A 21137-nucleotide genomic window follows, 5' to 3' on the forward strand; every position below is an offset into this window, starting at 1 on the left:
TAAAATAGTCATCATATCTAATGCTCATATCAGTAAAGGTATTATCTATCGATCTCCTTTCAAAAATTCTCCTTCTAACGGTCTCATTGTTTGCGGCTTTTGAAATCTGTGCTTTAAATTCACCTAAAGCGTTTTTTCTTAACTGTATAATTTTGAACTTTGAAAATATTAAAAATACCTCTGTATAAACGCTTTAAAATGCCAAGAGCTGTCATAATATTAAAAATTGGTAAAGTGGTTGATGATTGTTCTGTATTATATCTTCATTAAGTAAAATAGTAGTGCATCATAGATTTTATACCATTTGCAAATACTATTTATGAGATGAACACGGAAGCGTTAAGAGGTGTGTTGTCATTGTAAATCTTACTGTCTTCTTTTAAATTTCAAGAATTCTATGATTTTTATATTCAAATCAATTTCATTTTAGCATTTCTTTCTTTTATTTTAAATAAAAGCTCTGCTAAAATAAAAAATATTCAAAGTGTGAATCTTATGAAGGAGGGTAAATCAATGATGACATCTATTATTAAGAAAATAACAAATCTCATCTTTAAGAATATAATACATACACAATATCCATACAAAAAGGTTATCATAAATATCGTGTGTGCTCTTCTCTTTGCTGGTATAACCCTGCCAGCAGGTGCTCAGCAATATAAACTTGGCGACATAGAAATTCTCAATCCTTGGACACGCGAAACACTTAGAGGTATAAGAGTTGGTAGCGGTTATCTCTACATTATTAATCACAGTAATACCCCAGACCGTTTGGTTTCTATTTCCACAAACGGAGTAAAAACAACAGAGATACACTCTATGGCTGTCGTTAATGATATTATGAAAATGGAAAAAATGCACAATGGCATTGAAATTCCGGGAAATGGCGAAATCACGCTTAAGCCTGGCGGTGATCATATTATGTTCATGGGGCTTTCACAACCATTTAAGTTAGGTGATAAAATTAGCGCAAAATTAACATTTGAGAAAGCAGGAACCATTGATGTTGATTTCTCTGTAAACGCTATGAAAGTACCATCACCTTCTAAATCCTCTCCTGTTCACTAAGCTCCTTTTATTATAAATACACACTTTATAAAATGAAGAAGCGTGAAATTTTTTACGCTTCTTTATTTTTTGTTTAATGCCATCAGTAAAAAATTATCCCCTTTGATGAATTAACTATGGTCAATTTCAGGAATACGTAAAACTTGTCCAGGATAAATTTTATCGGGAGATTTTAGCATTGGCTTATTGGCTTCAAAAATAAATGTGTTTTTATTACCTTGCCCTTTTCCATAAACCTCTTCAGCAATTTTCCAAAGATTATCACCAGATTTAACCTCATAAAAGCGAGAAGTTTTTCTAGGCGTTGTATCTATAACCTTTAATTGATCAACATCTACAGAAGAGATACCTTGTGAATTGCCAACAACCAGCAGTGCTTTTTCAAGTGTTTCCCTATCTGGAACTTCACCGCTTAAAATAGCTTTACCGTCTTCAACTTGAATATTGACTTTTTCTGTACCGAGTTGAAAATGATCAAATGCTCTCTTAAAATCCTTTTCTTTTGGTTCATGGTCCCCAATACCTAATTTTTCCCCTACAGTTTTAATAAAATTAAAAAATCCCATTACGACCTCCTTTCGTGTAGCAGAAACAAATTTTTGTGCATATATTGCCACATTCTTTTCTTTGCTCTTAAAACACATAGGCAGATTTTCTAAACTTCAACAATCAAAACTACATCTGTTCAATTATGAGACAAATACAATAATAAACTTTGTAATAAACCTTGATAAAAAAAGCCTTTATGAAAATTTTCTCTCAAATGAAGGGATCTTAATAGACGTAAAAACATTATAAATTATGAAAGCAAAACAAGATTTTACAGTAATGACAGAAGGTTTTTTACTTTGCTACAATTTGTATCATATTTGTTTTGCAAAAAAAATATGAACTCCCATATAAATAAGTGTGGGTAATTTGCTACCACAGCAATAGAAAGGTCTAAGAAACCATGAAAGATACACCAACAATCACGCAAACGATTGTACTTGTTGATGATGATCGCAATATTTTGACATCTTTATCTTTTGCGCTTGAGACAGAAGGATATCGGGTTGAAAGCTATACAGATGGAGCATCTGCACTCAAGGGTCTCACACTTCACCCTCCACACTTAGCTATTTTTGATATTAAAATGCCCCGAATGGATGGGATGGAACTTTTGCGTCGTTTGCGTCAAAAATCTGATCTTCCAGTTATTTTTCTTACCTCTAAAGATGATGAAATTGATGAATTATTTGGTCTCAAAATGGGAGCTGATGATTTTATTACTAAACCTTTCTCCCAACGTCTTCTTATTGAACGCGTGAAAGCTATTTTACGCCGTTCTAATGCACGTAACCAACCGCTTTCTACAGGAACTTCTTCCACCTCTTCTCTCAAACGCGGAGACCTTGTGATGGATCAAGAACGCCACACCTGTACATGGAAAGATAAACCTGTTATTTTAACCGTTACGGAATTTTTGATTCTGCAAACCTTAGCACAAAGACCAGGAGTTGTAAAAAGTCGTGATGCTTTAATGGATGCTGCTTATAGTGATCAAGTCTACGTAGATGATCGCACCATTGATAGTCACATTAAACGTCTGCGTAAAAAGTTTAAACAAGTGGATGATGATTTTGCAATGATTGAAACACTTTATGGTGTAGGTTATCGTTTCCACGAGGTATAAAACTACTTTGTCGCAAAAATTTGAATGGCAATCAAATCGATGACAGACAATTTTCAACTGGAAACTTTACAAAAAACAACCGTTAATGGTACATCCTCAACGCCATTTCTTATGTTCGCTCGTTTGCATCTTCGAACACAACGTCTCTTTAGACAATTGCTTTTTTCCAGCCTCACACGTCGCATTGTTATATTAAACATTGCTGCTCTTGCCGTTTTAGTTACAGGCATTTTATACCTTAACCAATTTCGCGATGGTTTAATTGAAGCAAAAATCAAAAGTTTATGTACCCAAGGAAAAATTATTGCTGGGGCTATTGCTGCTTCTGCAACAGTAGATACAAATTCTATCCTCATTGACCCTCAAAAACTCTTAGAGTTACAGACTGGTGAAAGCGTTACACCCGCTCCTCAATCAACCGATTCTTGGGATTTTCCTATTAACCCTGAGCAAGTTGCCCCTCTTTTACGGCGTCTTATTACACCTAAAACGACAAGAGCACGTATCTATGATCGTGATGCTACTCTCCTTCTTGATTCGCGCGTTCTTTATTCTAGTGGAGAAGTTTTTAGTTATGATTTACCCCCACTTAAAACAGAACAAAACATGTGGGATCGCCTTACTTCATGGTATTCAAGCGCATTTTATGGCAAAGGTATTGCTCTTGACAGAGAACAAACAAAAACCAGTGGTATTGCTTATCCAGAAGTGTACCGCGCATTAAACGGATCTCTTGCTACGGCTAAAAGACGCAACAGACAAGGGCAATTAATTGTTTCTGTTGCCGTTCCTGTTCAACGCTATCGCGCAGTGGTTGGAGCTCTTCTTCTTTCAACCACTGGTTCCGATATTGATAACATTGTAAAAGGCGAAAGACTGGTTATCTTTAAAGTTTTTGCCGTTGTAGGTAGCGTACTTTTGGTTCTTTCTCTCTTTTTGGCCCATACGATTGCCCATCCATTAAGTAAATTATCTGCCTCGGCTAATCGAGTGCGTAATGGCAATAATCAGCGTGTAGAAATTCCTGATTTTTCAATGCGTGAAGATGAAATTGGTCACCTTTCAACTTCTATTCGTGATATGACTAATGCCCTTTATATGCGTATTGAAGCCATTGAACGCTTTGCTGCTGATGTAAGCCACGAATTAAAAAATCCTCTCACCTCTCTACGCAGTGCTGTTGAAACGCTCCCTCTGGCTAAAAATGAAGAAGCACAAGAGAAATTGCTGGAAATTATTCAACATGATGTGCGCCGCCTTGATCGGTTGATTACAGATATTTCTGATGCATCGCGACTCGATGCAGAGCTTGCACGAGAAACCGCAGAGATTGTTGATATGACACCGCTTTTGGAAAGTCTTGTTCATGCTGTTCAGGAAGTGTATCGTAATACGCAAACTATTGATATAAGCCTTAATATTGTCCCACGTCCTCATGGAAAAGCTTATCTTGTATTGGGACATGAACTTCGTTTAGGACAAGTGATTTCAAATCTTCTTGAAAATGCGCGTTCTTTTATTCCTCGGAATCGTGGCAAAATTTGCATTACTATGAAAAGTCATGCTTCAACCCTTATTTTAACCATTGAAGATAATGGCCCAGGTATTCGTTCAGAAAATATTGAACGCATTTTTGAACGTTTTTACACAGATCGACCAAATGAAGACGCTTTTGGACAAAACTCTGGACTTGGCCTTTCTATTAGTCGGCAAATCATCGAGGCTCATAATGGGACAATTACAGCCGAAAATATTATCGATCCTACACTTGGGAAGTGTAAAACTGGTGCACGTTTTACTATTATGCTTCCGCTTGCTAAATAAATCTTTTATCCAAAGTAAAAGGCATGAAAACAAAATGTGAAATACTCCACGCAAATTGCCTTCAACTGGGCGGCAAGGGGCTGTTAATTATAGGTCCATCGGGATCAGGAAAATCAACCATCACCCTTTCTTTGCTTGACCGCGCTGAGTGGTCAAAACGTGAAGCGAAGCTTATCAGTGATGATTATACAATGTTGCGTGCGGAAAATGGAAAGCTTCACGGATACACTCCCGATAATTTAGAGGGCGGCATCGAGATTCGTGGCGTTGGTCTTTATATGATAGAATTTAAAAAGCACACAACTATCGATTGCGTTATTTTTCTCGGTCCGGAATATGAACGTTTTTCCACAAATAAAACTTTTCAATTTGAAAATTTGCACATTCCTCTTTTAAAACTTCCCTCTCTTCGTGAAGCCGATTGTACAGCCATTTGTCAAGCTATTGAAGCATTTTTGTTTAGAAAAATATGGCAAAAATCTGTCTAATTTTTTTCTAAAGATAAAAAAATCACAATTTTTGCCTTTTTTTTGCAAATTTTTCTTGGCAGCAAGATAAAGCCTTGTACAATGTCTTTCCCACCAACTATGGTCGGGTCTTATTAGTTAACAGGAGTTTGCGTAAATGATTGGACTCGTGCTTGTAACGCACGGTGAGCTGGCTGTCGAATTTTTACATGCCGTGGAACATGTTGTTGGAGTACAAGAAAAGTTCGCAACAATATGCGTTTATCCCGATGACGATATAGATCAGCGCCGAGGTGATATTATAGCCGCAGTAACCGATACAGATACGGATCATGGCGTCATCATATTAACAGATGTGTTCGGTGGAACACCATCAAATATAGCTATCCCTGCTATTGAAAAAGGACGCGTTGAAATGATTGCGGGTGTTAATTTACCCATGCTTATTAAACTGATTTCTATTCGCAAATGTCCTGATATTTCATTATCAGACGCGTTAAGAATAGCACAAGAAGCAGGGCGTAAATACATTAATGTACCAAGTATAATTTTATAGCGGATAATAAAATACCAATGTTTTCCAAAGATACCCTCCCATGTATAAGTCGTCATTTCAATATCTGTAATAAACGTGGATTGCATGCACGTGCTTCTGCAAAATTTGTACAAACTGTTGACAATTTTAATGTTACTGTTGAAGTTGAAAAGGACGGAAAAATTGTTGGCGGATCATCAATTATGGGACTTATGATGCTAGCGGCTTCATCCGGTTGCAACCTCACCATTCGTGTTTCAGGACCAGAAGCAACAGATGCTCTTAATGCTCTTGAAAAGCTCATCAATAACAACTTTGGAGAGGAAAACTAGTGCTTTTTCATCATAAACAAGGATGATGATTCTTAGAAAATAGGAACTTTCCATCATTATTTTGAATTTTAATTTCTCTTCCCGCTTTTATACCAATATTCATATCCATTATAGATTGGCATAATTATCATAAATGTAAAAGCTTATAGTAATTTTGTTATGCTCGATTTTTTTCTTCCTTTCCTAACATTATTTGACCAATTTGAATAGTTTTGCGTATTATGGCTATTCCCCGATTTAATCATATAATTAAATTTTTACAGAAAAGAGAACTCTTCACCTTGTATTAAAGTATGCTTTATTTTAGACTAAAGATAAACGTCAAAATAATTTCGCACATCAAAAATCTATCAACTTTTCTTATTTTCTGCTAACTTTGTAGCCTTTATAATACACAAGTAATCTTCCATTGCACATCATTGTGATACAGATCCTGAAAACGCAATTCTTATCAATGTCATAACCATTTCTTAAAACGAATAAGCTTTGTACGCTCATAATTATAGTAAGCATTTTTTAGACATTCTTTTTCTATACTATTGCCTTGTTTTCTGTGATACGTGCCCCGCCCTTATTATCTATATTGCGCTTGAGATAGCATCTTTCATTATAAGGAGATAATATCATGGGTCGTCTATTTAGTGCTCTTCAGATTCCTCAACAAACAACAAAAGCCCTCGTATCATTGCAAAATGGCTTACCAAAAGCGCAATGGATCAACCCGCAAAATTTTCATGTCACCTTATCTTTTTTTGGCGAAGTTGAAAGCTCCTTAGCAGATGAAATTATGCATACCTTTAACACTATAGAACTTCCTTCTTTTACGCTACAGATAAAAGGTTTTGAAGTTTTTGGTTCAGAAAATGCTCCTCATTCTCTTGTGGTTCGCATTGAACCTTGTGAAAAGCTTATTCTTTTACATGAAAAGACGCAATATATCCGGAATAAATTAGAGTTAAAGCCTGATAAAAGACTATTTATTCCGCATATCACTCTTGCACGAATATTTGATATTAATCTTAAAGATCTTTCTTATTATCTATCTTTTCAAGATGATTTTTTTGTTCCTCCTTTTGAGGTTGATCATTTTGTTTTATTGTTATCGGCCTCTCCCTTAAATAAGGCTCCCTATATTGTAAAAGGAAGTTGGGCGCTTCAAAGATAAAAGGGTGTTTATAACACCCTTTAAAACCCCTTTAAGAAAAGACTTCATATATGTGTGATTGCAGGGAATACTGCATTTTATGTTAGAGATTTATTATTGATGTGTTTTAATCCGAATCAGCTTCAACAGAAGCTTCTTTTGCTCCTCCTTTAGCTACACCCACTATAGCTGGACGCAGCACCCTTTCCCCGATAATATAACCTGCCTGAACCACTTGTTGAACAGTATTATCTGGAACATCAGCATTGGGAATTTCAAACATCGCTTGATGAAAGTGAGGATCAAATTTTTGCCCCTCTGGATGAATTTTTTGCACCCCATGACGTTCTAATGCTGCCATCATGGCACGTTCAGTCATTTCAACGCCTTCTGCCAATGATTTCAAACCAGCATCACTCTCCCGTGCACCTTCTGGAATAGCTTCCAAAGCACGATTGAGATTGTCAGAAACCAATAACATATCCCGTGCAAAATTAGCAATGGAATAAGCCTTTGCATCCGCCACATCTCGCATAGTACGGCGTCGAAGATTTTCCATATCTGCAACAAGACGTAAAAGTTGATCTTTCAATTCTTTATTTTCATCCTGCAAAGAGGCTAAAAGATCACTAATCTCATTGCTTTCTGTTTCAACGACTTCGTGTTCCTCTGTTTTATGTGTTTTTAAAAATTCATCGGCTGCCTGTTTAAGTGTATTACGATCAGCTGGATTTTTTAAATCACAATTTTCAAATGAAGCGTCAGTAAATTTGTTTTTTTCATCAGACATAAAAATTTTATTCCTTCATAAGATTCGTTATTCTCGATATCGAAATTCTACAGACAAAAATCAAGGGGTATCGATGTATATAATACAATGAGCTTTTATAGTACAAATACTTACTTGCATCGTTTTAACGCAATAACTGTGACACAAGTTGAGCTGTATAATCAACCATGGGCACGATCCTTGCATAATTAAGCCGTGTAGGACCAATAACACCTAAAGCACCAATGACTCTTTGTTGTGAATCACGATAAGGTGCTACAACTAAAGAAGAACCAGAAAGTGAAAATAACTTATTTTCTGAACCAATAAAAATTCTAACCCCAGAACCTTCATCCGTTAAATCGAGAAGCTGTGCCATACTCTCACGCGTTTCAAGATCATCAAACAAATGGCGTAATCGTTCTAAATCTTCTTCTGCTTTCACATCTTCAAGTAAATTGCTACGCCCGCGAACAATGAGGTGTATTTTATGATCAGCACCTTCTCCTCCCCAAAGAGCTAATCCCGTTTCAACAAGATGATGCGATAAATCATCAAGTGCAGCCCGTGTTTCTGCGCATAAGCGGGCAATTTCCCCTTTAGCTTCACTCAATGTACGCCCTTGGATATGGGCATTGAGAAAATTCATTGCTTCCGTCAATTGTGCATGAGTAACCCCTTCTGGTAAATGAACAATACGATTTTCAACTTCACCTTGTTGAGTCACCAAAACGGCAAGAGCGTGCTCCCTATCAAGGCGCACAAATTCAATATGTTTCAATGTTCCTTCTTGTTTTGTTGCTAAAACAAGCCCTGCCCCACGTGAAAGATCTGAAAGAACTCGGCTTGCTTGAACAAGAAAATGTTCAACCGATTGTGCATGACCAGCCTCTTTGACTTGCATTTCAATATTTTCTCGCTCTTCGTTTGGCAAATCACCCGCTTCCATAAATGCATCAACAAAAAAGCGTAAACCTGATTGTGTTGGCATTCGACCCGCAGAAACATGTGGTGCATAAATCAAACCGAGATGTTCAAGATCACTCATCACATTGCGAATCGTCGCAGGCGATAATGTCTGTTGTAAAAGCCGCGAAAGATTACGTGATCCTACAGGTTCACCATCATTAAGATAAGCTTCAACAATATGGCGAAAAATATCACGCGAACGTTCATCAAGATATTTTAGTTCATTATCAATAGTTTTGTGCTTCATCACAATTGTTTCACTACTTCTAAAATCCTCATCTCTTATATAAGTTTTGCCAAGGTTTGGTCAAATAGTCTAAAGTAGTATAAAAACATATTATCCTATTGAGCTGTAAAATGCTACCTTTCAGAGTGATGCTTGATAAATTACGCGGGAAATATTTTTTGTTAGAGTGTGTGAGAAATATTTAAGATTAAGAGTTGATCTGTAAAGTGGTCTGCTGTAGGGATTTGTCAAGAAAATCTAGATTGATTAAAAACCGCTGTAAATAGAAAATTTCACCCTTTAGAGCAAGCAGAAAATTGGAAATTTACCATAAAATGCTATCATAAAAAAGACATGTCTTTCTTATCTTTGCAAGATTATCTTCGTGCAAGATAAAAATTTTTATTGGAATAAAATATCATAAAACGTGTAAAATAATCATATCATGTAAAATCAAGCAGAATGTGTGTGTATGAGCATTTAAACCGGTTTTTAGCACAAAAATAATTCCCCTTTCATTTTTGGAGAAATCTATATGAGAAGCATAGCAGATAAAAAACTTGTCATTGCTACACATAACACCGGAAAATTGCATGAAATCACTACTTTAATTACGCCTTTCGGTTTAATAATACAATCGGCAAAAGAACTGGGCTTGCCAGAACCAAAAGAAACGGGAAAAACATTTGAAGAAAATGCTTATATTAAAGCTTTTTCAGCAGCAAAAAAAACAGGACTTCCTGCACTCTCTGATGATTCAGGCTTAGAGGTAGATGCATTGGAGGGTGCGCCAGGCGTTTATACCGCTGATTGGGCAATTCAAGCCGATGGTACACGTAATTTTCCAAAAGCTATGAAAAAAATAGAAAATGAACTCCAAAAAGTCGGAGCACGAGAAAAAAGTCAACGGAAATGCCGTTTTATATCCATCATTTGCATTGCATGGCCTGATGCTCATGCAGATTACTTCCGCGGATGCGTTGAAGGAACGTTCATTTGGCCTCCACGGGGAGACAAAGGCTTTGGTTTTGATCCTATTTTTTTACCCGATGGATATGAAAATACCTTTGGAGAAATGTCAACAGAGCAAAAACACAACTGGAAACGTAATGATCTTCTCCCTCTTTCGCATCGCGCACGTGCTTTCAAACTTTTGGCAGAAAACCTTTTAGCATTCTCATGAATGAACCTTTCGGCATTTACATTCATTGGCCCTTTTGTGCAGCTAAATGTCCTTATTGTGACTTTAATTCGCATGTTCGCATCCATGGTGTTGATCAACCACGTTTTGTCACCGCCTTTAAGCGCGAAATAGAAACGCAATACCACAAAATAGGCCCACGCCATATTACAAGTATTTTTATTGGTGGAGGAACCCCTTCTCTTATGGAGCCACAGACTGTCGATGCCCTATTGCAAGCACTTGCAAAAAAATGGGTAGTCGATGATAAAGTTGAAATTACATTAGAAGCCAATCCATCCAGTGTGGAAGCAGAGCGCTTTCGTGGATACCGTGCGGCAGGTGTTAATCGCTTATCTCTAGGAATACAAGCGCTCAATGATAAAGCATTGCGCAAACTTGGCCGACTCCATAATGTGGAACAAGCTCTTTGCGCCATTACTTTAGCACGGAAAATTTTTCCACGTTTATCCTTTGATCTCATTTATGCCCGTCCCGAACAAACCCTTGAACAATGGAAATCTGAACTTGTACAAGCAATTGATTTAGCAGCGGACCATCTTTCTCTTTATCAATTGACAATCGAAGAAGGAACTGCCTTTAAACGGCTTCATGATGCAGGAAGACTTATCCTTCCCCCATCAGAGCTAGCAACAGATCTGTATCATCTTACTCAAGAAATAACGGCACTAAATGGACTTCCTGCCTATGAAATCTCAAACCATGCAATGCCCGGTGCCGAATCAGCACACAATCTTCTTTATTGGCGTTATCACCAATATGCAGGCTTTGGTCCAGGAGCACATGGACGTTTCATTGAGCATACACCGAATCATTCCTATTTCTGTTCAAAAACATTGTCATCACACCTTGAAAACCGCGAACGTTATGTCACAATAAATGAAAAGCATCCCGAACAGTGGCTTAATTTGGTAGAAACAACAGGACATGGCTGTATTGAAACAGAACATTTAACCACTGAACAACAGGCAAATGAAATGCTCCTTATGGGATTACGCCTTTGCGAAGGCTTAGAACTTATACGCTATGAAACCTTAAGCCCTAAACGCATTCCAATGGAAAAACTGATCGATTTACAACACCAAGAATTGATAGAAATGGTGGATAACCAACGCTTAAAAGCAACAACCAAAGGACGTATTGTTCTTGATCACATCATCAGCCAACTCGCAAACTAAAGTTTTTATAACAACATACTTATTTTAATCATAATTATCATTTTTCACAGCAAAGGTGAGATTAGAATATCGTGAGATTCTCTCATTTCAAAACTATTTATAGCAAGCTAGTTACCGCCATTTGCTTACACCTTAAAAAGGGAGAAGCATGTGGATAAAAACTATAAAAAGGAGTAAAAAGGCCTCTGATGAACACTCTTAAATGCTAAAAGCTATTGCAATATTTTGAGCTAGAAAATGTATGGTGCTCTAACTTTATTTTTCATAAACATAAAGATGAGGAGGCACTGTAGACTTTATACGCTTCACGGAAAATTTTATACTACACTATTCATAAGCACCGTAGTGGCATAAATGTGATAAACATTGAGAAAATTTCTTTAAAACAAGTATGTGAATGCATAATACGATAATGTATTGTTCTTTATGAAATCGTGGCACCATTTAAAGAACCAGAGAAATAAGCATGAAGCCATGCATCAGTCTCTGATTATTTAAAAAGATATTACTCTAGTTACTTTTGAAAACCGTAAAGCCGAATAAAAAAGGAGAGTAAAAAAGCACGCTGATTTTCACCTTTATACCTTTTATATTTTCCCTCAATCAGGTTGTGGTTGTATGTCTGTTTCAGAGATTATAAAAAATAGATATACACAATACTTTTATCCTATTCTGGCATATAAAAGCTGTTGTCGCAAAAAATACTGAACCAATATTTATTTGAGATACGCGGCTGTATGATTGGTGTTGATTTATAGATAACAGCAACATCATGAGCTTTATTACACAAATAATGCACTCAAATGGCAAATATACCAAATATGAATCGAGATTGCTTTGTTAGCGAGCGAAATGACATTAATCCCATATAATTTCACTTGTATGCGTACATGCTTATGAGTATCTATACGCGTCCTTTAAGGTTATTTTATTAAAAAATTGAGAATAATACTAGGACAATCCTTGGCTAAAGAAGTCAACGTGATGCTACAAAAGAATTTCTGTGTACCTTTATCATAACCAATATTAAAGCTGATTAAATAAGCTCACCTTCTATCTCGTAATGATATTGCAACGGAAGTTCTTGGGGACAAAAAAAGCAGAGCAAAATATATGAAATAAAATAAACTTAAAGCGCTTTTCCTATAGTCTTTATTCTAAGAGAGTCTAATTGAAATAAGAGGTACCTTTTGTGAGAGCTCAGAAACCATATTAAAACATGAGCTGTGAATGAGCGCATTTATGTTGTACAAACTTTTTACAATAGCAACATGTTTTTGTGTGTCTTCATGGCTTCAACCTGTCACTACACAATGATGATATAATATTCATTGTTTTCCATATATGATTGCACTGCCTTTCTACACCTTAAAGAACGAATATTTTCAATCTAATATGGTCTAAATAGTTCTGCTTCTTCAAGCAGTCCTCTTTTGGCTTTCCAATTATGTAATTCAATTAACTAAAGATTCTACAGACAAGAATCCCAACTTAAGAATATTCATCACTTACTCTAAAACCACTTAATATATTAAGTTTTACGGAACTCGTATCACCATACCTTAAATGGTAATATCTTATGGCACAACAAGATAAAAGTATTTTTGAACCAGCAATCTTTTCTTTATGAAAAAAAATCAATAATAAAACGCTCATAAATAGTAGTAAGCGTTTCCACTGCATCAAGGGACACACACTCATCTACCATATGCATCGTTTGCCCTGGTAAGCCGAATTCAACCACTGGGCAATAATCCTTAATAAATCGCGCATCCGAACTACCACCTGAAGTGGAACATTCTGGTATATTCCCTGTTACACTTTTAATAGCATTGGATAAAGTTTGAATAAGTTTATCATTTTTGGTTAAAAAAACATCCCCTAAACTTGGAATCCATTCAAGCTGATAAGAGGGATATTGGTTACCATTGTTTTTTGATTGCACCAAAGCAAGACGCTTTTCAATTTCCTCCACCAGTGTTTCTTTTGTCCAAAGATCATTGTAGCGTATATTAAAACGAACTGTTGTCTGCGCTGGGATAATATTGACTGTTAAATTACCGGTATCGATGCTTGTTAGCTCTAGATTACTAGGTTGAAAATTCTCTGTCCCTTTATCTAAAGCAGTTTGTGTCAATGCTTGAATAAGCTTACTTGCCAAAGGCAAGGGATTAGCAGCCCGCTCTGGAAAAGCAACATGACCTTGGCGACCCTTCACGGTAATAATACCAGAAATCGATCCGCGGCGACCAATTTTGATAATATCACCAACAGTCTTTACGCTTGTTGGTTCCCCCACAAGAGCCGCAGTCCATTTTTCACCTTTTTTTTCTGCCCATTTGAGAAGTTTTACCGTACCATTAACAGCAGGCCCCTCTTCATCACCAGTAATTAAAAGGCTTACCCTTCCTTTAATGGGTCGTTTCTCAAAAACTCGCGCTAGAGCCGCAATAAAACAAGCGATTCCACCCTTCATATCAACAGCACCCCGCCCATATAATTTTCCTTGATCTATGACAGCTTCAAAAGGTGGATAAGTCCAATCTTCCAATGCACCTGGCGGTACGACATCCGTATGACCCGCAAACATAAGATGGGGTCCTTCACTTCCCATTTTTGCATAAAGATTTTCAACATTGTCTGTATTTTTATCCGTAAAAATAGGGCGCTCGACATGAAATCCCATTTTTTTCAAAAATTGTTCCAAAGTTGATAACGCCCCTGCTTCATGAGGTGTAACAGAAGGACAACGAATAAGTGCCTGTAATAGCTGAAGTGGATCTGTAAGAACAGACATAAAAAACCTTCCCATTTTTTATAAGTCATCGGAACTTAGGGTTATTACGCTGAATTACAAAAAAGATAAAGTAAAAACATTGAAGACACTCATCAAACCAAGCAGGGGAGAACAATCGTGCTGAGAGCTTCAATGGCTTCCTCATTATACATGAGCAAGCACACACACAACAAAACACTCAACAAAAAGTTCCGTTAAATATTGCCTTCATTTGAAAGTTTTTTACGCCTCTAAATTATATGAATCAAAATTAATTGCATGCAGTCTAGGAGCATTTTCTTTCAACCAAGCACGATATGTTTTACTATCAGGACATAGCTCTTCACAAAGAGCCCAAAATCTTGGCCCATGATTCATTTCAACAAGATGAGCAACTTCATGGGCAACAACATATTCCACAACTTCTTTTGGCGCCATAATAAGGCGCCAAGAAAAAGAAAGACGCTTATCTATTGAACAAGAGCCCCAACGACTTCTCGTATCTTTATAACAAATGGATTTGACTTTACGCTCTACCTGATGAGCATAATGTGCCACCAAAGGCGTTATAATAAGCGCCGCTTGTTTTTTTAAAACGTCAGCAATGCGTCTTGGAAGATATTCTAATTGACCATAAACAATAATTTCAGGCCCTTGCTCCGCATCTGCTGTAATGATTTCTGTTACTCCACGTCCCTCTCTATGTTTTATGGTATGAGAAACACCCAATAAGGGAATTGTCGCCCCCTCTTTGAGATAAGCATTTTTATGAGAGATTTGTACATGAGCAAGACGTGCCTCAATCCAAGATCGATGCTTTTCAATAAAATTTTCAACCGCATAGAGATTTATTGCTGGTGGTGTTGTTACACAAATCTCCTGACTTCTGGCATCAATACGTAAGGTAAGACGGCGCGCATACTTATTTTCCCGCACCCGTACAGGTACAGAGCGCTCAGAAAAAATAAAATGCTGTTTAGAAATGCTCATATATTTTTATCTTCATCAATAAATGTACCCCTTACTTTGCATTAATCTGATTAATAAAAGATCTCAATACTGTTTCAAGGCAATCTAAATCTTGTGGACGAGAAAAGCGATGATCTGCATCACGAACAAGTGTCAATGTTACATCATGGAGAGGTAAATGATCAAGTAAAGTCAATGTATGCTGATAGGGAATATCTTCATCTTCCATCCCTTGTAGAATATGGACTGGACACCCAACATCAATGCATCCTTTCATAACACAATTTTCGCGCCCATCTTCAATCAATGTTTTTGTAAAGGGCATTGGCTCTGTATCATCAACTGCAGGTCGTTCAATATAGCCTTTCTCCTCCAAAATCTTCCATTCTTCTGGGCCTAATTTTGGTTCCACCAATGTTTGTGTAAAATCAGGTGCTGGAGCAATCAATACCATGCCAGCAAGCTTCTTATTTTTCTGTGCTAGCATCATAGCAAGCCTTAGCGCAATCCACCCACCCATAGAGGAACCAATCAAAATTTGTGGACCCTCACAATAGGTTTCAAAAGTCGCTAAACTTTCCTTAACCCAACGCGAAATTGTTCCTTGAAAAAAATCACCTTCAGATTCTCCATGTCCAGAATAATCAAAACGTAAACAAGACAAATCATTCTTCTGAGCAAACTGATCAACTAACGTTGCCTTACTTCCTAACATATCGGATTGATAGCCAGGAAGCCAAACCAAACCTGGAGATTGGCGCCCCTTGCGATAGCGTACTGCAAGTGCGGTGTTCTCAAATGAAAAAAACTGACAAGGAATATTTTGATCCATGATTCTTTATCCTCCATAAAATAATTTCTTTAAATTAAGAGAAAAACTTTTATAATCTAAATCATCCCAAAAAGTAATAAATCAAATAATGAAAATAACACGAATTATAGTTGTTTTTAGGTACATAATTGTATATTAAATTAACTGTAGTTGAATCAAAATTTAAGGAGCATAAACCATTCGTAAACCGTTTAAAATGACACCTACCCAAAAAGACGGACCACGTTCAAATCAGGATATTCGGGTACCTCATGTTCAGCTTATCAATGATGAGGGACAACATCAGGGAGTTGTTTCGATACAAGAAGCTCTTGCTATGGCTGCAGATGCGGGACTTGATTTGGTTGAAATTGTACCAAATGCGGAGCCACCTGTATGTAAAATCATCGATTTGGGAAAATTAAAATATCAAACCCAAAAAAAAGCTGCTGAAACACGTAAGAAGCAAAAAGTCATCGAAATCAAAGAGATTAAGATGCGCCCAAATGTTGATGTCCATGATTATGGAGTCAAACTCAAGGCTGTTCATCGCTTTATTGATCATGGTGATAAAGTAAAGATTACTTTGCGTTTTCGTGGTCGTGAGATGGCTCACCAAGATCTTGGATTAAAGCTTCTTCAGCGTGTGAAAGAAGATACAAGTGAAATTGCCAAAATCGAATTGGAGCCAAAGCTTGAAGGCCGGCAAATGATGATGGTGATAGCACCTAAATAGTTTTGCATTGGAATAATATTCGCATGCAATTCATCAAAATGATGTGTATAGTATTATTTAGAAGCACCACATAGAGTTTTTGTGGTGCTTTTAAGGTTTTATAAATGTGTATAAATCCTTTTAAGAGTTTAATAATGCTTGATCGATTTATAAGAAGAATTCATTATTTTGCATATTAAATGAGAAAACTCAAACATCGTAAGGTCTTCTTATTTCAAGCTCTCTGTATCATGCAATGCGGCAAAATTGTTTGCTTACACATCACAAATGGAGATGATACATAAAAATTATCAAAAAAGCAGAAATGTTTTTTGTGAACTATTTCAAGTGCCAAAGACTATCACAATATGGAAATTGGTAAATACAATAGTGAAACTTGCCGGTACCTTTTATTGAAAACTAAAAATAATGATGAACAACGAATTTTCGTTATACCTTTCACAGAAACTTTGCACTACATTCTTCACTCTCACCGTCGTGAAATTGATGTGATGAACCTTGAAAGAAAAAGCTATTTTTGTAAAAAAGATTAAGGGGCTTCTTAATTAAGAGTGTTTCAATCTTGCATAAAATAATGAGAGAATATAGAAGCTCTTCATGGCTAAAAAACAAATTTCCTCTTTTGACAAACATCTTATTATCCGCCTTTTGCGAGAAAATTTTTGTAAACATATGCGTTGGTATAGTGCGGCTATCTTCTCAATGATCATCATTTCTTGTACCACAGCAACCAGTGCATGGATTATGCGGGATGTTGTTAATCAGATTATTGATGCACAAAATTTTCCTATGATTGTTTTGATTTCTAGCTTCATTGCTTTTATCTTTATTCTCAAAGGAGTTGCAACTTTTTTCCAAACTTACTTTCTAAACAAAGCAGGCAATAGTATCATTGCTGAACAACAGCGTAAAATTTTTGCACGACTTATGGAACAAGGAGTCTCTTTTTATCATAATAACACTTCATCTGATCTTCTTGTTCGTGTAACTCATAATGCGACAGCCGTACGTAATATAATTGATACTATTATCACAACTTTTGTACGTGATTTGCTTTCCGTTAGTGGTCTGTTGCTTGTCATGTTCATTCAAAACTTTGTGTTAATCTCCATTACTTTAATCGTAGGACCACTAGCTTTTTTAGGCGTTCGAATGGCTTTAAAACGCGTTCGCAGCTTGATGGAAAAAGAGCTCCTTTCACTTGGTGAAATTATCAAAATCGTACAGGAAACGGCTGTTGGTATTCGAATCATCAAGGCCTTTTCACTAGAAGAAGTCATGAAAAAACGGATGGACAAAGCCATTTGTGATGTTGAAAAACAAACAAACAGTATTGCAACACTCGAAGCTATTACCAATCCAATTATGGAAACACTCACGGGTGTTGCCATTGCAGGTATTATTTGTTTTTCCGGTTATCTTGCAACCCAACGCGCAGGTGTTCAAGGTGAATTTATGTCCTTTATTGTTGCTTTACTTTTAGCTTATGAACCCGCAAAAAGACTAGCAAATGTACGTGTTAAAATTGAATCTGGCTTGGTCAATATCCGTACGATGTTTGAAATACTCGATTGTCCCCTTACAGTTGTAGAACATAAAGAAGCTAAAGATCTGAATAAAACGCAAGGAACTATTCGTTTCGAACATGTTTCTTTTGCATACACTAATAACAAAATGATATTGAAAGACATCAACCTAGAAATAGAAGCCGGAAAAATGACAGCATTGGTGGGACCATCCGGTTCGGGAAAATCAACCCTTATCAACCTTATTATGCGCCTCTATGACCCCACAAAAGGACGCATATTGATTAATGATCAAGACATTCGCTACACAACATTTCGCTCTCTGAGAAACCTGATGGCCTATGTAGGACAGGATACTTTTCTCTTTCAAGGAACTGTTAAATATAATATCGGACTTGGAAAAGAAGGAGCTAGTGATGACGAAATTATCGAAGCAGCAAAAGCAGCAAATGCTCATGACTTTATTATGAGTTTGCCAAATGGTTATGATACACAGATAGGTGATAATGGCTGTAATCTTTCAGGGGGGCAAAAACAACGACTCGCTATCGCTAGAGCAATGATTCACGATAGTGAAATTCTGATTCTTGATGAAGCAACGAGTGCGCTCGATTCACACACCGAAGCACAAATTAATGAAGCTATTCATCACCTTACTAAAGGACGCACAACGATCATTATTGCTCATCGCCTTTCAACGATTGCTCGTGCTCATAAAATTGTGGTCATACAAAATGGACAACTAATTGAACAAGGTACTCAAAAAGAATTGCTAGCAAAAGAACATGGGTTTTATAAAAAACTTCATAATATCCAGTTCAAAAAACATACCTCCTAATTTCTAGATCCTTAAATAAAATTTGAAATAAAAAATGGATAGAAGGTAATGCTCCATTTATAAAAAAGACTTGTTACCAAGAAAAAGCATTACTTTAATCAAAGTTTGCGAAGAATTTATGGTTTATTGAAAATAAACTTCTTGGATTTAAATGAAAACTTTACTCGCTATTTTGTTGAATGCAATTGACTTTAACCATGAAATTTCAAAAACCCCTTCCCTTCCTCAAATAAGTGTTGAAACATTCATAAGTGTTGTGAATCCTGAAAGAGAGAGCATCAAGGTTTGAAAAAATTATTGCGGATGATAATGAATCTGGATCAATACAACCTTTATCCGTGTTTATCCCTGCACTGATAATTTTTTTCTCCACACAACTTTTAAAGGACAAAGACTCTACCCAATCTGATCTGTAAACAATCTAGATTTTTATTGAGCTCATTCCACTTGATAACAACTTATGTGATTCACTTATACAAGGCTTACCCTAAATATTCACCACGTGCTTTCAGAATACTGTGTCAAAAAGGCTTACATACCTTATATCACCACACCTCAAATGTCGGTCTTTTATGGTACAACAGAATAAGCTAACAATTATAAATTGTGTTGCAAATTATAGATACACTCCGTTTAAAAGAAAAACATTGAAAAAATAAGAGAGGTTTTATTATAAAACTTTTTTACTGTTGTAGCTTGCTTTAAAGCAAGCTTTGCTGTTTTTTCTACATTTAGAAACTAAAATGATATTCCTCCAATACTTTAACTGCTTGAAGAGTTTATAAATGCACAACGTTAGTGCTTATATAAGGCTATAATTTCAATATGCAAAAAAACAGATGAAAAGCAAAATGACATTCCTCTTTCTTTTAACCGCTAAAATAGAAAAATACGACATATAACTCTGATAAATATTTTTACAAAAATATCTTTTAATATACATTTTAATACTTTGATTTATAATCATAATTTGTTATTTTACATCTTAAACAAAAGATAAGATGTAATTTGCTTATTGCAAATTTTCTTTATATTTATGATGAATCAATCAAAAGCGCTTGTTGTACGTCATAAGAGATATTGGTATATGCATAAAAACTCTTAAGATAAGCAATAAAAATACCTCTACACTTTCAAGTGAAAAGATTGTCAGCAACATGAGAAGCTGAAAAATAGAATGATAATGCCGGCTTATAGCTTTAGTAAATACTTATACCTTTATTAATAACGGTAGTGTGGATTTTATACCATTCATAAGAGGTACTTTATACCATTTCACAAGCAATCTTATGAAATAGACTCAAGCGCACACTGAGAAATGTTGCTTTAAAACAAGTACATAAACTTGCAATACAATAATGTTATATTTTGGAGTATTCTGTTCGCGGAGCTATTCGTTATAAGAAAAGTGATCTCATTCAAGACACAATAAACAAAAATCTAAAATAATAGGTAATTTTTATTATTAAAAAATATTGCTTTAAATGCGTTTGACAATAAAATCGATGTCTTATGAATTCTCCGCTTAACGCTTTTGTTTATCACGTTCTTTAATGGAATCATGTCCTTCACATAAAAACAGAATGCCATTGTGTTGCAAATTCACGTGCTTGTTTTAAAGAAATCTCTCTCAAAGTCTTCCCCAAGCCCATTTCGCGATAACGTCCGTGAATTGTATAATGATAAATCCATTAAGCTGCCCTATCTTTACGCTTATGGAGTAACAAACCGGCACCATTCACACTATTCTGCCAGTCCCTAATGTTGCGACAGCTCTTAGTTCTCGAGATGATTCATAAGAGGCATTTTTAGTCATTTCTTAATAGTTTTATCCACACAGAATTCTCCGCTTGTAGCATGCAAGCCGAATGGTTTTGATTGATTCAATACGAAAGAGATTAGTAATGAGAGAATCATATAATATTCAAAGTTCTAATTCAAGTTGAATAACAATAAATTATCTTTATAAATCAATATATTGCACACACTCCATTCTTTAGGCAACAGCACGATATGGGCTTGAAAACAAGGTAAGGTATTTCTCTAAAATAAATATATAGCAGCAAAATAACATACTATCTTTCGTGAAGATT

At 36.1% G+C, this 21137-nt stretch carries 17 protein-coding genes and 1 pseudogene; 11 read left to right on the forward strand and 7 right to left on the reverse strand.

Annotated features, from left to right (window positions below; genetic code table 11):
* Positions 1–513 precede the first annotated feature (513 nt).
* Positions 514–1068, forward strand: a complete 555-nt coding sequence (locus ACFINZ_RS02855) for a copper chaperone PCu(A)C (protein WP_375633676.1) — start codon at positions 514–516, stop codon at positions 1066–1068.
* A gap of 110 nt (positions 1069–1178) precedes the next feature.
* Here the strand turns inward: ACFINZ_RS02855 and lysM are convergent, their stop codons facing one another.
* Positions 1179–1634, reverse strand: a complete 456-nt coding sequence (lysM, locus tag ACFINZ_RS02860; protein ID WP_375606145.1) for a peptidoglycan-binding protein LysM — start codon at positions 1632–1634, stop codon at positions 1179–1181.
* A 386-nt stretch (positions 1635–2020) separates the two neighbouring features.
* Between lysM and ACFINZ_RS02865 the strand changes: the two genes are divergently transcribed.
* From ACFINZ_RS02865 to thpR, 6 genes are all read left to right on the forward strand, one after another.
* Positions 2021–2743, forward strand: a complete 723-nt coding sequence (locus ACFINZ_RS02865) for a response regulator transcription factor (protein WP_005774392.1) — start codon at positions 2021–2023, stop codon at positions 2741–2743.
* Between the two features lie 39 nt (positions 2744–2782).
* Positions 2783–4567 carry a stimulus-sensing domain-containing protein gene (locus ACFINZ_RS02870; protein WP_375636362.1) on the forward strand — a complete coding sequence of 595 codons (1785 nt, stop codon included), beginning with the start codon at positions 2783–2785 and terminating at the stop codon, positions 4565–4567.
* A 23-nt stretch (positions 4568–4590) separates the two neighbouring features.
* On the forward strand, positions 4591–5055 hold the full coding sequence (locus tag ACFINZ_RS02875) for an HPr kinase/phosphatase C-terminal domain-containing protein (protein WP_375612806.1): 465 nt from the start codon (positions 4591–4593) through the stop codon (positions 5053–5055).
* A 136-nt stretch (positions 5056–5191) separates the two neighbouring features.
* Positions 5192–5590, forward strand: coding sequence for a PTS sugar transporter subunit IIA (locus ACFINZ_RS02880; protein ID WP_375606142.1), 399 nt, complete (start codon positions 5192–5194; stop codon positions 5588–5590).
* 17 nt (positions 5591–5607) lie between these two features.
* Positions 5608–5901 carry an HPr family phosphocarrier protein gene (locus tag ACFINZ_RS02885; protein ID WP_012754483.1) on the forward strand — a complete coding sequence of 98 codons (294 nt, stop codon included), beginning with the start codon at positions 5608–5610 and terminating at the stop codon, positions 5899–5901.
* Between the two features lie 625 nt (positions 5902–6526).
* Positions 6527–7066: an RNA 2',3'-cyclic phosphodiesterase gene (thpR, locus tag ACFINZ_RS02890; RefSeq protein WP_375633674.1), complete on the forward strand. Its 540-nt coding sequence runs from the start codon at positions 6527–6529 to the stop codon at positions 7064–7066.
* Between the two features lie 106 nt (positions 7067–7172).
* Here the strand turns inward: thpR and grpE are convergent, their stop codons facing one another.
* Positions 7173–7835, reverse strand: a complete 663-nt coding sequence (gene grpE, locus ACFINZ_RS02895; RefSeq protein ID WP_375701158.1) for a nucleotide exchange factor GrpE — start codon at positions 7833–7835, stop codon at positions 7173–7175.
* 124 nt (positions 7836–7959) lie between these two features.
* Positions 7960–9030 (reverse strand): heat-inducible transcriptional repressor HrcA, encoded by a 1071-nt coding sequence (hrcA, locus tag ACFINZ_RS02900; protein WP_375633672.1) that lies wholly within the window; start codon positions 9028–9030, stop codon positions 7960–7962.
* 514 nt (positions 9031–9544) lie between these two features.
* Between hrcA and rdgB the strand changes: the two genes are divergently transcribed.
* Together rdgB and hemW are read left to right on the forward strand one after the other, a co-directional pair.
* Positions 9545–10192, forward strand: coding sequence for an RdgB/HAM1 family non-canonical purine NTP pyrophosphatase (gene rdgB, locus ACFINZ_RS02905; protein WP_375633671.1), 648 nt, complete (start codon positions 9545–9547; stop codon positions 10190–10192).
* Entirely contained in the window at positions 10189–11388 is a 1200-nt protein-coding gene (gene hemW / locus ACFINZ_RS02910) for a radical SAM family heme chaperone HemW (protein WP_375633670.1), read from the forward strand. Before rdgB ends, hemW begins: the two co-directional genes overlap by 4 nt.
* 1624 nt (positions 11389–13012) lie before the next feature.
* Here the strand turns inward: hemW and dapE are convergent.
* The 3 genes from dapE to ACFINZ_RS02925 form a co-directional block, all read right to left on the reverse strand.
* Entirely contained in the window at positions 13013–14185 is a 1173-nt protein-coding gene (gene dapE, locus ACFINZ_RS02915) for a succinyl-diaminopimelate desuccinylase (protein ID WP_375676935.1), read from the reverse strand.
* A gap of 222 nt (positions 14186–14407) precedes the next feature.
* Positions 14408–15154, reverse strand: coding sequence for a M48 family metallopeptidase (locus tag ACFINZ_RS02920; RefSeq protein WP_375611379.1), 747 nt, complete (start codon positions 15152–15154; stop codon positions 14408–14410).
* A 31-nt stretch (positions 15155–15185) separates the two neighbouring features.
* On the reverse strand, positions 15186–15965 hold the full coding sequence (locus tag ACFINZ_RS02925; protein WP_375633669.1) for an alpha/beta hydrolase: 780 nt from the start codon (positions 15963–15965) through the stop codon (positions 15186–15188).
* Positions 15966–16161: 196 nt separating this feature from the next.
* On the opposite strand from ACFINZ_RS02925, the gene infC reads away from it, so the two are divergent.
* Both infC and ACFINZ_RS02935 read left to right on the forward strand, forming a co-directional pair.
* A complete protein-coding gene (infC, locus tag ACFINZ_RS02930) occupies positions 16162–16680 on the forward strand; it encodes a translation initiation factor IF-3 (RefSeq protein WP_375617486.1) in 519 nt (172 codons plus the stop codon).
* 597 nt (positions 16681–17277) lie between these two features.
* On the forward strand, positions 17278–19044 hold the full coding sequence (locus ACFINZ_RS02935; protein WP_375701159.1) for an ABC transporter ATP-binding protein: 1767 nt from the start codon (positions 17278–17280) through the stop codon (positions 19042–19044).
* 1528 nt (positions 19045–20572) lie between these two features.
* Here the strand turns inward: ACFINZ_RS02935 and ACFINZ_RS02940 are convergent.
* Positions 20573–20850: pseudogene (locus ACFINZ_RS02940) on the reverse strand (Arm DNA-binding domain-containing protein); the annotation flags it as partial.
* Positions 20851–21137 lie beyond the last annotated feature (287 nt).

The sequence above is a fragment of the Bartonella sp. AA81SXKL genome, from assembly GCF_042196945.1.
In the GTDB taxonomy this organism is placed as follows: domain Bacteria; phylum Pseudomonadota; class Alphaproteobacteria; order Rhizobiales; family Rhizobiaceae; genus Bartonella.